This is a genomic window from Mycobacterium hubeiense, assembly GCF_002838065.1.
Lineage (GTDB): Bacteria > Actinomycetota > Actinomycetes > Mycobacteriales > Mycobacteriaceae > Mycobacterium > Mycobacterium hubeiense.
The window spans coordinates 151,523-164,025 of the sequence record NZ_PIZU01000007.1 but is presented as its reverse complement, the minus strand read 5'-3'; the positions used below and the strand labels follow the sequence as shown (position 1 = coordinate 164,025).

Annotated in this window: 12 protein-coding genes; 5 read left to right on the top strand and 7 right to left on the bottom strand. The window is 67.6% G+C overall.

Annotated features, from left to right (window positions below; translation table 11 throughout):
• The first annotated feature begins 111 nt into the window (after positions 1-111).
• Genes CWS39_RS08405 through CWS39_RS08395 form a run of 3 tightly spaced genes read left to right on the top strand, consistent with a single transcriptional unit; the run spans position 112 to position 1,666 of the window.
• The gene (locus tag CWS39_RS08405) at positions 112-441 is read left to right on the top strand and encodes an ArsR/SmtB family transcription factor (RefSeq protein ID WP_102142462.1); all 330 of its coding nucleotides are present in this window, start codon (positions 112-114) and stop codon (positions 439-441) included.
• Positions 441-1,049 (top strand): cation efflux transmembrane domain-containing protein, encoded by a 609-nt coding sequence (locus CWS39_RS08400; protein ID WP_102142437.1) that lies wholly within the window; start codon positions 441-443, stop codon positions 1,047-1,049. Before CWS39_RS08405 ends, CWS39_RS08400 begins: the two co-directional genes overlap by 1 nt.
• Before the next feature lie 11 nt (positions 1,050-1,060).
• Complete coding sequence (locus CWS39_RS08395; RefSeq protein ID WP_102142461.1) at positions 1,061-1,666, top strand: methyltransferase family protein; 606 nt, start codon at positions 1,061-1,063, stop codon at positions 1,664-1,666.
• Here the strand turns inward: CWS39_RS08395 and CWS39_RS08390 are convergent.
• Positions 1,663-3,705: an NAD(+) synthase gene (locus CWS39_RS08390; protein WP_102142436.1), complete on the bottom strand. Its 2,043-nt coding sequence runs from the start codon at positions 3,703-3,705 to the stop codon at positions 1,663-1,665. The two genes, CWS39_RS08395 and CWS39_RS08390, sit on opposite strands and share 4 nt — an antisense overlap.
• 58 nt (positions 3,706-3,763) lie before the next feature.
• Here CWS39_RS08390 and CWS39_RS08385 point away from each other — a divergent pair, with 58 nt between their 5' ends.
• The gene (locus CWS39_RS08385; protein ID WP_102142435.1) at positions 3,764-4,303 is read left to right on the top strand and encodes a cysteine hydrolase family protein; all 540 of its coding nucleotides are present in this window, start codon (positions 3,764-3,766) and stop codon (positions 4,301-4,303) included.
• On the opposite strand, the gene CWS39_RS08380 is transcribed toward CWS39_RS08385, so the two are convergent.
• Positions 4,300-5,346 carry a glucose 1-dehydrogenase gene (locus CWS39_RS08380; RefSeq protein ID WP_102142434.1) on the bottom strand — a complete coding sequence of 349 codons (1,047 nt, stop codon included), beginning with the start codon at positions 5,344-5,346 and terminating at the stop codon, positions 4,300-4,302. The genes CWS39_RS08385 and CWS39_RS08380 overlap by 4 nt on opposite strands.
• A 43-nt stretch (positions 5,347-5,389) precedes the next feature.
• Between CWS39_RS08380 and CWS39_RS08375 the strand changes: the two genes are divergently transcribed.
• A complete protein-coding gene (locus CWS39_RS08375; RefSeq protein ID WP_102142433.1) occupies positions 5,390-6,223 on the top strand; it encodes an NAD-dependent protein deacetylase in 834 nt (277 codons plus the stop codon).
• A 41-nt stretch (positions 6,224-6,264) separates the two neighbouring features.
• On the opposite strand, the gene proB is transcribed toward CWS39_RS08375, so the two are convergent.
• From proB to rne, 5 genes are all read right to left on the bottom strand, one after another.
• Complete coding sequence (gene proB / locus CWS39_RS08370) at positions 6,265-7,365, bottom strand: glutamate 5-kinase (protein ID WP_102142432.1); 1,101 nt, start codon at positions 7,363-7,365, stop codon at positions 6,265-6,267.
• Positions 7,362-8,807 (bottom strand): GTPase ObgE, encoded by a 1,446-nt coding sequence (gene obgE, locus CWS39_RS08365; protein ID WP_102142431.1) that lies wholly within the window; start codon positions 8,805-8,807, stop codon positions 7,362-7,364. The genes proB and obgE overlap by 4 nt, the downstream gene beginning before the upstream one ends.
• Positions 8,808-8,888: 81 nt before the next feature.
• The gene (rpmA, locus tag CWS39_RS08360; RefSeq protein WP_102142430.1) at positions 8,889-9,155 is read right to left on the bottom strand and encodes a 50S ribosomal protein L27; all 267 of its coding nucleotides are present in this window, start codon (positions 9,153-9,155) and stop codon (positions 8,889-8,891) included.
• A 15-nt stretch (positions 9,156-9,170) separates the two neighbouring features.
• Complete coding sequence (gene rplU / locus CWS39_RS08355) at positions 9,171-9,482, bottom strand: 50S ribosomal protein L21 (RefSeq protein ID WP_102142429.1); 312 nt, start codon at positions 9,480-9,482, stop codon at positions 9,171-9,173.
• Positions 9,483-9,654: 172 nt separating this feature from the next.
• Positions 9,655-12,423: a ribonuclease E gene (rne, locus tag CWS39_RS08350; RefSeq protein WP_102142428.1), complete on the bottom strand. Its 2,769-nt coding sequence runs from the start codon at positions 12,421-12,423 to the stop codon at positions 9,655-9,657.
• Positions 12,424-12,503 lie beyond the last annotated feature (80 nt).

Sequence of the window (12,503 nt, the reverse complement as noted above, 5' to 3'; positions counted from 1 at the left end):
CGGCGCGAAACCATTTCGATACAGCCCGCTGAGCGCAACTGCGCGCGCCGAAATCGCTGCGACGGATAGTTCAGGGTTTTCTGAATACAGGATTAGATGTACTGTCTGGGTATGCAGACGGTGGTTCGCAGCGATGCGCTATCGCGGTTCGGCTCGGCATTGTCGGACCCGACCCGCGCCGAGATCCTGATGCTGTTGCGCGACGGGCCGAGTTATCCGTCAGACCTCGCGGAGAAGATCGGGGTGTCGCGGCAGATCCTGTCCAACCACCTGGCCTGCTTGCGCGGCTGCGGCCTGGTCCTGGCCACCCCGGAAGGCCGGCGCAGCCGTTATGAGCTGGCCGACGTCCGTATCGCCCACGCGCTCGACGATCTGATCGGGCTGGTGCTGGCGGTCGACCCGGCCTGCTGCCCCACCGCCGAGACCGATGACTGCTGCTGATGCCTATCTCATCGACGCGACAAACGGTGCTGGCCCGCCGCATCCGCTGGCTGGTCACCGCGACCATCACGTACAACGTCATCGAAGCGGTGATCGCGCTGACCGAGGGCACTCGGGTGTCGTCGTCGGCGCTGATCGGATTCGGTCTGGACTCGGTGGTCGAGGTGTCGTCGGCCGCGGTGGTGGCCTGGCAGTTCTCCACCAAGGATCCCGAGACCCGCGAGAAGACGGCGCTACGCCTGATTGCGTTCTCGTTCTTTGCCCTTGCGGCATATGTTGCGGCCGACGCCACTCTGTCGCTGCTGGGCATCGGCGAACCCCGCCCGTCACCGATCGGCATCGGCCTGGCCGCGGCGAGCCTGATCGTCATGCCGGTGCTGTCCTGGGCGCAGCGTCGCGCGGGCCGCGAATACGGATCACGTTCGGCGGTCGCCGATTCCAAGCAGACGCTGCTGTGCGCATACCTGTCCGCGGCGCTGCTGGCGGGTCTGGTGCTCAATGCGCTGTTCGGCTGGACGTGGGCGGACGGGGCCGCGGCGCTGGTGATCGCCGGGATCGCGGTCCGTGAGGGACTCAACGCCTGGCGCGGCGACCCGTGCTGCTCGTGAAAGGAAATGACATGCCCGTTGTCGCATTGGTGTTGTTCGCCGTGTTCGGCGCGCTCGGATTCGGTTGGCGCAGTTGGGAACAGCGTCGCCGCACCGGTTCGACGGGTTTTCGGGGGGTCAGCGGCCGGCTGGGTTCGGCGGAATGGTTCGCCGGTGTGGGCTTCGTCGTCGCGTTGGTGGCCGCGGTCGCTGCGCCCGGGCTGCAACTCGCCGGCGTGGTGTCACCGCTGGACATCCTTGAGGCAACCTGGATTCAGGTCAGCGGCATCGTGCTGGCGATCGCCGGCATCGCGGGCACCGTCTACGCCCAGATCGACATGGGTGATTCCTGGCGGATCGGCGTGGACCCCGGCGAGACCACCACGCTGGTCCGCTCCGGAGTGTTCGGCTGGGTGCGCAACCCGATCTTCACCGCGATGGTGGTGTTCGGCGTCGGCATCGCGCTGGTGACGCCGAACGTGGTGGCAATCGCCGGTTTCCTGCTGCTGGTCGCCACCATCGAGTTGCAGGTGCGCCTCGTCGAAGAGCCGTATCTGCTGACGGTGCACGGTGATTCCTACCGCGAGTACCTCGCCACCGTCGGCCGCTTCGCGCCCGGTGTCGGCTTGAAGATCTAGTCCTCGGGGATCTCGCGGTCGATCTCGTCGAGCCACGTTCGCGCCGACATGTCCGACGGGGCCCGCCAGTCGCCGCGCGGCGACAGCGATCCCCCGGCCGACACCTTGGGGCCGTTGGGCAGAGCCGAGCGTTTGAACTGGCTGAACGAGTAGAACCGCTGCGCGAACACCTGCAGCCAGTGCCGAATCTCCTTCAGCGAATACGCCGGCCGCTTGTCGTCAGGGAAGCCGGCCGGCCAGTCGCCGCGGTCGGGGTCGCTCCACGCATGCCAGGCCAAGAACGCCACCTTGGACGGACGGAAACCCCAGCGCAACACATGGAACAGCGAGAAGTCCTGCAGCACATAGGGCCCGACCTTGGCCTCGCTGCTCTGGATCTCCTCGTCCTCGCCGGTCGGAATCAGCTCAGGGGTGATTTCGGTATCGAGCACCGACTGCAGCACCTCGTTGACCTCATCGCAGAACTGGCGCGACGAGATGACCCACCGAATCAAGTGCTGGATCAACGTTTTCGGCACCCCGCCGTTGACGTTGTAGTGCGACATCTGATCGCCGACGCCGTACGTCGACCAACCCAAAGCCAATTCGGACAGATCCCCGGTGCCGAGCACGATGCCGCCGCGCTGGTTGGCCAGCCGGAACAGGTAGTCGGTGCGCAACCCGGCCTGCACGTTTTCGAACGTGACGTCGTAGACCTCTTCACCGTTGGCGAACGGGTGGCCGATCTCGCTGAGCATCAACTTCGCCGTCGACCTGATGTCGAGCTCTTCGAACGTGACACCCAATGCGTTGGCCAACCGGATCGCATTGCCCTTGGTGCGCTCTCCGGTGGCGAAGCCGGGCAGCGTGAAGGCCAGAATGTCGCTGCGCGGCCGGCCTTCCCGGTCCATCGCGCGCGCGGCGACGATCAGCGCGTGGGTGGAATCCAGGCCCCCGGACAGTCCCAGCACCACCTTGGGATAGTTCAACGCCCGCAGCCGCTGCTCGAGGCCGGCCACCTGAATGTTGTACGCCTCGTAGCAATCCTGTTCCAGCCGTGAGGGATCCGCCGGCACGAACGGGAAACGTTCGACTTCGCGCAACAGACCGATGTCACCGGTGGGCGGATCGAGCCGGAACTCGATGCGCCGGAACGCATCAAGACCGGCGCTATGGTGTCTGGCGTTGTCGTCGAAGGTGCCCATCCGTAGCCGCTCCGAACGCAGCAGCTCGAGGTCCACATCGGCGACCGAGCGCCGCTCCCCCTTCGGGAACCGCTCCGACTGGGCGAGCAGCACACCGTTCTCCCAGATCATGGTCTGGCCGTCCCAGGCGAGGTCGGTGGTCGATTCGCCCTCCCCCGCCGCGGCGTACACGTAGGCCGCCAGACATCGCGACGACGCAGATCGCGCCAGCAGGCAACGATCTTCGGCCCGCCCGATGGTGATCGGGCTGCCGGACAGATTCGCCAACACCGTCGCGCCCGCCAACGCCGCTTCCGCGCTCGGCGGCACCGGCACGAACATGTCCTCGCAGATCTCGACGTGCAGCACGAAACCCGGCATATCCGTGGCGGTGAACAACAGGTCGGGACCGAACGGCACCTCGGCGCCGGCCACCCGGATCGTGCCGCGCACGTCGTCGCCGGGGGCCATCTGCCGGCGTTCGTAGAACTCGCGATAGGTCGGCAGATACGACTTCGGTGCGACTCCCAGCACCGCGCCACGGTGGATGACGACAGCGGTGTTGTAGATCCGGTGCCGGTGGCGCAGCGGCGCGCCGACCACCAGCACGGGCATCAACACCGCGGACGCCGCGACGATTTCGACCAGCGCGTCCTCGACCGCGTCCAGCAACGCATCCTGCATGAGGATGTCTTCGATCGAATAGCCCGACAGCGTCAACTCGGGGAACACCGCGAGCGCGACGCTGTCGTCGTGGCAGGCCCGCGCCATCCGCAGCACCGCCTCGGCGTTGGTCGCGGGGTCGCCGATGGTGGTGTGGTCGGTGCATGCGGCGACCCGCACGAAGCCGTGCGCGTATGCCGAGTAGAAGTCCATCGCACTCCATTGTCGCCCGCCGAGTGTCAAGATCGGGTGACGGGGTATCAACAGTTATATGGCCGAGACCGCTGTCCTCGTCATCGACATGCTCAATGCCTATCGCCACGAGGACGCCGACCTGTTGATACCCAACGTCGCCGAGATCATGGCGCCGCTGGCCGGGCTCATCGCTGATGCCCGGCGCCGCGACGGCATCGACCTGATCTACGTCAACGACAACTACGGCGATTTCACCGCGGAATTCAGCGATATCGTGCGCTCCGCACTCGACGGCGAGCGGCCGGATCTGGTCAAGCCGATCGTGCCGGACGACAGCTGCCGCACATTGATCAAGGTGCGGCACAGCGCGTTTTACGCCACCGCGTTGGACTATCTGCTGGGGCGCTTGGAAACTCGGCGCCTGGTGTTGACCGGGCAGGTCACCGAGCAGTGCGTCCTCTACACCGCACTGGACGCCTACGTCCGTCATCTCGACGTGGTGGTGCCGCGGGATGCGGTGGCGCACATCGACTCAGCGCTCGGCGACGCGGCGCTGAAGATGATGGAACGCAATATGCGGGCCGAGATCGTGCCGGCCGCCGACTGTTTGGGCTAGAGGTCGATGACGACCTTGATGTCGGAGCCGTCGTCGTCGAACGCTTTGAGGGCGTCGTCCAGTCTCACCCGTCGGGTGATCAGCGCCTCCAGCCATCCCACGTCGGCGCGTGCCAGGGCGTCGGCGGCCTGCCGGTAGTGGTTCAGATTGGCGTTGACGGATCCGATCACCACGTCGTTTTCCAGCACGATCTCCCGGTTCACCGCCCCGGCGTCGACCTGGATGTGACGCCCGGCCGGCGATACCCCGGTAAGACACGTGACCCCGTACGCGCTGGTCTGCTGCAGGACGGCGAAGACGACGGCCGCGGCGCCGGTGGCTTCGATGACGATGTCGGGTTGCAGCGCCATGGCGACGGCGTCGACGTCCTCGTGGTGGTAGGTGGCGCCCAAATCGCGCACCAGCTTGGGTTTGGGCCCGTCGGTGACGCGGTCCAGCACGTGGGTGTCCAGCCCGCGCTGGACACCGATCAGCGCGGCCAGCAACCCGATCGGCCCCGCGCCGGTGACCAGCACCGTGCGCGGTTCGAACCAGCTGCGTCCGCCGACGCGGTCGATCTGCTCCCACGCCTTGGCCACCACCGAGGTCGGTTCGATCAGCATGCCGACCCGCTGCAGCGCCGCGTCGACACGCACGACGTATTCTGTTGGCACACACCACTGTTGGCTGCCGTAGCCGTCCAACTCCTTGATACCGCGTTCGGTGTAGCGGCCGTTGCGGCACATGTCGAACTCGCCGCGGGCGCAGGCACCGCACGGCACCGGGTCCGGCCTGCGCACCACGCCCGTGACCAGGTCGTCGACGGCGAACCCACTGCCGTCAGGTGCCTGACGCACACGCCCCAGCGATTCATGGCCGAGAACCAACCGCTGCGCCCCCGGCGGCGGCCAGCCGTATTCGCCGCGGGCGATTTCGCGGTCGGTGCCGCAGACACCGAGCGCGATGCCCTCGACAAGCAGTTCACCAGGCGCTGGCGTGGGATCGGGCACGTCGGCCACTTCCAGCGATCCCGGCCGGCCCGGTGTCACGGTGAGCGCACGCATACCTCTAGATAACCCGCCGACGCGCAGTTCTACTCTCGAAAGGGTGGATGCACCCGAACTCGTCGCGCTGCTGGCGGGCCGCCGGATCGCCGTACTGACCGGCGCGGGCATGTCCACCGATTCGGGCATCCCGGACTACCGCGGACCGGATTCGCCGCCGAGCAATCCGATGACCATCCGCCAGTTCACGTCGGATCCGGTGTTTCGCCAGCGCTATTGGGCCCGCAATCACCTCGGTTGGCGGCATATGGACGCCACCTCGCCCAATGCCGGGCATCGAGCGCTGGCCGCGATGGAGCGCGCCGGCGTGGTGGGTGGGGTGATCACCCAGAACGTCGATCTGCTGCACAGCAAGGCCGGCAGTCGCACGGTCGTCAACCTGCACGGCACCTATGCCCAGGTGGTGTGTCTGGACTGCGGGCACACCATCTCCCGTGCCACGCTCGCCGACCTGCTGGAGGCCGCCAACCCCGGCTTCATCGAGCGCGCGGAGGCCGTCGGGGGCATTGCGGTGGCGCCCGACGCCGACGCGGTCGTCGGCAACACGGCGTCGTTTCGCGTCGTCGACTGTGCGGCATGCGGCGGGATGCTCAAACCCGACATCGTGTACTTCGGCGAGAGTGTGCCCAAAGACCTTGTGGAGCAAGCCTATTCGCTTGTCGATGCGGCCGACGCATTGCTGGTGGCGGGCTCGTCGCTGACCGTCTACTCCGGGTACCGGTTCGTCCGCCACGCCGCCGCGAAGGCCATACCCGTCGCGATCATCAACCGCGGGCCCACCCGCGGCGACGACCTGGCCACGGTGAAAATCGACAGCGGTTGCTCAGAAATGCTGACCCTGCTGGCCGACGAACTCTCCCCCGCGATTTCGGCGTGAAAACCTGCGCTGGGCGCCGGAAATCACGCCCAAATCGCACGCTAGACGGCGACGAGGTCGTCGGCGTGCACGGCGGGACGTCGCAGCTCGGCGGGTAGATCCGATGTCGAGCGGCCCAACATGCCGGCCAGCTCGGTCGCGTCATAGGCCACCACGCCGCGGGCCACCATGGTTTCGTCGGGGCCGCGTAATTCGACGACATCGCCGCCGTAGAAGCGGCCCGACAGGGCGATGATCCCCGCGGGCAGCAGTGACCGCCGTTGGCGCACCACCGCGCGCACCGCGCCCTCGTCGAGGGTCAGCGCACCCGCCGATTCGGCGGCGTAGCGCACCCAGAACTTGCGCGCCGACATGCGTTCGGGCCGCGGCGCGAACACGGTGCCCACCGATGCGTCCTTGAGCGCGGTGGCGACATCCGACGCCGCGGCCAATAACACCGGCACCCCCGCATCGGCGGCCAGCAGCGCCGACGACAGCTTCGAGGCCATCCCGCCGGTGCCCAGGTGGCTGCCGGTCCCGGCCACCACACCGTCCAGATCGTCGGGGCCGGCAACCTCAGGGATGAACCGCGCGTTCCCCTTTCGCGGGTCGGCGTCGTACAGCCCGTCGATATCGGACAGCAGCACCAGCGCATCGGCACCAACAAGGTGGGCCACCAGCGCCGAGAGCCGGTCGTTGTCGCCGAACCGGATCTCGTTGGTGGCCACGGTGTCGTTCTCGTTGACGATCGCGACCGCATGCAGCGCCCGCAACCGGTCAAGCGTGCGTTGGGCATTGGTGTGCGACACCCGTTCGGAGATGTCGTGCGCCGTCAGCAGCACCTGCCCGACCACACGGTCGTAGCGGGCAAACGCGGTGCTCCACGCGTTCACCAGCGCCACCTGCCCGACACTGGCCGCGGCCTGTTTGGTCGCCAGGTCCGTGGGCCGCTTGCTCAACCGCAGCGGCTCGATCCCGGCGGCGATCGACCCCGACGACACGATCACCACATCCGAGCCGGCTTTCATCCGCCCCTCGATGGCATCGGCCAACCTCGCCAGCCGGCTGGCGTCGAACATGCCGGACGGCGTGGTCAGCGCGGTGGTGCCGACCTTGACCACGACGCTGCGGGCGGTGCGGATGGCCTCGCGGTACTTGCTCATGAGTCACCGCCTGGCCGCCGACGCTCGCGACGGGCGGCCTTGCGCTCGGCGGCGGCGACGCGATCCGTCTGCTCCAGTCGCGTGTCGGTACCGCGACCGGACAACGGCACATCGACGCCCGCGGGCGTGGCGGGCTCCCAGTCGAACGTCATCTCCCCGATGGTGACGGCGCACCCGGGTCGTGCGCCCAGGCGCAGCAGCTCCTCTTCGACGCCGAGGCGGGCCAGCCGGTCACCGAGGTAGCCGACGGCCTCGTCGTTGTCGAAATCCGTTTGGCTGACCCAGCGTTCAGGCCGCGAGCCGCGCACCAGAAAACCGCCCTGGCCATCCGGTTCGACGGTGAAGCCGCTCTCGTCCACTGCTTTCGGGCGGATGACCGGGCGTCGGGGCACGATCGGCGGCTGCGAGTCCCGGTATGCCTTGACCATGTCCCACAGCGCAAACGTCAACGGCCGCAAGCCTTCATGCGTGACCGTCGACACCTCGAAAGTCGGCCAGCCGAACCGCCGGGCGATGTCGTCTTTCACGAAGTCGGCCAGTTCCCGCGCCTCGGGCACGTCGATCTTGTTGAGCACCACCGCGCGAGGCCGCTCGGCCAGATCTCCCAGAGTTGAATCGCCTTGCAGCGTCGGGGTATACGCCGCAAGCTCGGCTTCCAAGGCGTCGATATCGGAGATCGGGTCGCGGCCCGGTTCGAGTGTGGCGCAGTCCACCACATGCACCAGCACCGCACATCGTTCGATGTGGCGCAGGAAGTCCAGACCCAGGCCGCGACCCTCCGATGCACCGGGAATCAGGCCGGGAACGTCGGCGACGGTGAACGTGTGATCGCCCGCGGAGACCACGCCCAGGTTGGGCACCAGCGTCGTGAACGGATAGTCGGCGATCTTCGGTTTGGCCGCCGAGATGACCGATACCAGAGACGACTTACCCGCCGAGGGAAACCCGATGAGGCCGACGTCGGCGACGGTCTTGAGTTCGAGCACCAGGTCACGGGCCTCGCCCTTCTCGCCGAGCAGCGCGAACCCCGGCGCCTTGCGGGCGCGTGACGCCAGCGCGGCGTTGCCCAGCCCGCCGCGACCGCCGGCGGCGGCCACGAACCGGGTGCCTTCGCCGACCAGATCGGCCAGCAGCCGGCCCTGCTCGTCGAGCACGACCGTGCCGTCGGGTACCCGGACCTCCAGGTCTTCACCTGCGGCCCCGTCCCGGTTGCTGCCCATGCCCTGTTTGCCGGACGGCGCCACGACATGGGGGTGGAAATGGAAATCGAGGAGGGTGTGCACCTGCGGGTCGACGACCAACACGACGCTGCCGCCGCGTCCGCCGTTGCCGCCGTCGGGGCCGCCGAGCGGTTTGAATTTCTCCCGATGAACCGAGGCGCACCCGTTACCGCCGTTGCCCGCCCGCGCGTGGATCACGACGCGATCGACGAACCGGGGCATCGGAGTTCCTTTCCGTCGACTGTGAAGCTACTGCGAAATTTCAGCCGAGAATTCGCAGTAGCTTCACATTCGCGGCAGAAGTTAGGCCTCCGGAGCCGACGGTCGCACCACGCTGACCGTCTTGCGGCCGCGCGTCACGCCGAACTCGACGGCGCCGGGGGCCGTCGCGAACAGGGTGTCGTCACCGCCGCGTCCGACGTTCACGCCGGGGTGGAAGTGTGTGCCGCGCTGACGGACCAGGATCTCGCCGGCCTTGACGATCTGACCACCGAACCGCTTGACGCCGAGCCGCTGGGCGGCTGAGTCGCGACCGTTGCGCGAGCTGGAAGCGCCCTTTTTGTGTGCCATGTGTTCGCTCCCTACCTACTTGATGCCCGTGACCTTCAGGACCGTCAGCTGCTGACGGTGACCCTGGCGCTTGTGGTAGCCGGTCTTGTTCTTGAACTTATGGATACGGATCTTGGGGCCCTTGGTGTGCTCGAGCACCTCGCCGGTGACGGCGACCTTCTCCAGGGCCTTGGCGTCGCTGGTGACCTTCGCGCCGTCGACCACGAGCGCGACGGGCAGCGAGACCTTGGCGCCGGGCTCGGAGTCGAGCTTCTCGACCTTGACCACGTCACCGACCGCGACCTTGTACTGCTTGCCGCCGGTCTTGACGATTGCGTATGTCGCCATCGTGCTTCTTTCTCTGCTCTGCGGGCGCGCGCTACCCGTGGCTGCGCGTGCGGGTCTGGGGTGCGGGCTCAGGTGGCCCCGCTGCCTTCGGCGTCGGCCGAAAGACAACTGCTCAAGGTTACGTGACCAGCGGGTACAGGGTCAAACTGCGGGTCACGGCGTGGTGCACTCCTCAGCCCTCGTGGATGGGCGGTCCGGCGGGGCGGACGGCGGCCCGCCGGCGATGACGACCGCCGCGCGCCGTTACCACCTGGATGGGGACGTCGTCTTCCTCGTCCTCGTCAGATTCTTCGTCGTCGTCCTCATCGGTGTCGTCATCCTCGTCGGAGTCCTCCTCGGAGTCCTCATCAGAGTCGATGACCTCGATGTCGTCGTCGATGTCCTCGTCCTCGTCGTCGGCGTCGAGGTCGATCTCGTCTTCGTCGTCTTCGTCGTCATCATCGTCAGACTCGTCTTCGTCTTCATCGGACTCGTCGAAGTCCTCGTCCTCGAGGTCCTCCTCGGCGACCTCGCGCGCGACCTGTTCGGCGGTTTCCTCGTCGGACGCCGCGCCGAGGGTCTTGGTCTCGTCTTCGGTGACGTCCTCGGCGCGCTCCTCGCCCTCCTCGGTGGCTTCATGCTTGCCGTTGGCCGCGGCCATCGCCTTGAACATCGGGTGCTCGCCGGGGACGTGCGGCGGCACCTTGGCCACCTGCACATCATCGGCCTTGCTCTTCTTGCCCCGCTTGGAGCGCCGGCTGCCCGATTCGGACTTGCGCCCGGTGGACGACGAATCGACCGGATCACCGTGCAACAGGATCCCGCGACCGCCGCAGTGCGGGCAGGCGGTGGAGAAGGCTTCAATCAGCCCGGTGCCCAACTTCTTTCGCGTCAGCTGCACCAAACCAAGCGAGGTCACTTCGGACACCTGGTGGCGGGTGCGGTCACGGGCCAGCGCCTCGGTCAGCCGACGCAGCACCAGGTCGCGGTTGGATTCGAGCACCATGTCGATGAAGTCGATGACCACGATGCCGCCGATATCGCGCAACCGCAGCTGTCGGACGATCTCCTCGGCCGCCTCGAGGTTGTTGCGCGTGACGGTCTCTTCCAGGTTGCCGCCCGAACCGGTGAACTTGCCGGTGTTGACGTCGATCACCGTCATCGCCTCGGTGCGGTCGATGACCAGGGTGCCGCCCGACGGCAGCCACACCTTGCGGTCCATCGCCTTGGTCAGCTGTTCGTCGATGCGGTGCACCGCGAACACATCGGGGCCGTCGTTACCCGCGGGCTCGTACTTTGACAGCCGTGGAAGAAGATCCGGCGCAACCGAATTCACGTACTCGTTGATTGTGTTCCAGGCCTCGTCGCCGGCCACGATCAGGCTGGAGAAGTCCTCGTTGAACAGGTCGCGGATCACCTTGACCAGCACGTCGGGCTCTTCGTAGAGCGCGACGGCGGCACCGGCCTTCTTCTCGGTGATCTCGGCGGCCTTGGCCTCGATCTCCGTCCACCGCTTCTGCAGCCGCTCGACGTCGGAGCGGATGTCATCTTCTTTGACGCCCTCGGACGCAGTGCGAATGATCACGCCGGCCTCGGCCGGCACCACTTCGCGCAGGATCTCCTTGAGCCGCTGCCGTTCGGTGTCGGGCAGCTTGCGGCTGATACCGGTCGACGACGCGCCCGGCACGTAGACCAGGTAGCGGCCGGCCAGCGACACCTGCGTGGTCAGCCGGGCGCCCTTGTGCCCGACCGGATCCTTGCTGACCTGCACGACGACGTAGTCGCCCGGCTTGAGGGCCTGCTCGATCTTGCGGTTCTGCCCGCCCAGCCCGGCGGCCTCCCAGTTGACCTCGCCGGCGTAGAGCACGCCGTTACGGCCGCGCCCGATGTCGACGAAGGCCGCCTCCATCGAGGGCAGCACGTTCTGCACGATGCCGAGGTAGATGTTGCCGACCAGCGACGACTGGGCCGCGGAGGTGACGAAGTGCTCGACGACGACGCCGTCCTCGAGCACCGCGATCTGGGTGTATCGGGCGCCTTCGTGCGGCGGTTCAGTGCGGACCTTGTCACGCACCACCATCACCCGTTCGACGGCCTCGCGGCGGGCCAGGAATTCGGCTTCGCTCAGGATCGGCGGGCGACGACGTCCGGCGTCTCGACCGTCGCGGCGGCGCTGCCGCTTGGCTTCCAGTCGGGTGGATCCGGTAATGCCCTGGATCTCGGTGTCGTCGTTGAGGGCCTTGTCCCGGCGCGGCGCACGCTCGTGCACGACCGTGTTGGGCGGATCGTCGGGTGCACCGGAATCGCTGTCGTCGCCCGCACCGGACTTGCGCCGGCGACGGCGGCGGCGACGACGCGTGACGCCCTCGGTACCGGTGGCGTCCTCGTCGCCGGTGTCCTGGTCGGTGTCCTCGCCGGCGTCGGACTCATCGGAATCGGTGTCGGCCTCGCCGGCGGACTCGTCGCCATTCTGTTCGCCGCGGCCACGACCGCGACCGCGACGACCGCGGCGGCGGCGGCGTGCCACAGGCCGCTCGGCCTGGTCCTCGGACTCCGCGTCGTCGGTGTCCTCGTCGTCCTCGTCCTCGTCCTCATCCTCGTCGTCGGCGTCGGGCTCGTACTGGACGGGCTGCGGCGCCACGAACAGCGGCAGGTAGTCGGCGCGCTGCGGGGTTTCGGTGGCCGTTTCGAGCATCAGCCGCGACTCCGGCTCGTCGCCGTCGGTCTCCGACGCGCCGTCGGGCTCAGCGGCCAGTGCTTCGCGCACCTGATCGGCCTCGGCCTGATCGACGGTGGAGTGCGCGCTGCGCGGCCGGCCGTCGATCTCGGCCAGCGCGTCGAGCACCCGCTTGCTGGTGGTTCCGAGCGTGCGAGCCAGCGAATGGACCCTCAGACGGTCGGGCTGAGCCTCTTCACGCTGAGTCTCATCGGATAGGTCTTCGGTAGGGGCATCTTCGGCCACGTATTCTCCTCAAGCCCCCGGGCGCGTCGGGTGGACGCGGCCACGCGAGGGCTTCCGCTATGGACCCGGGCAACTCCCCC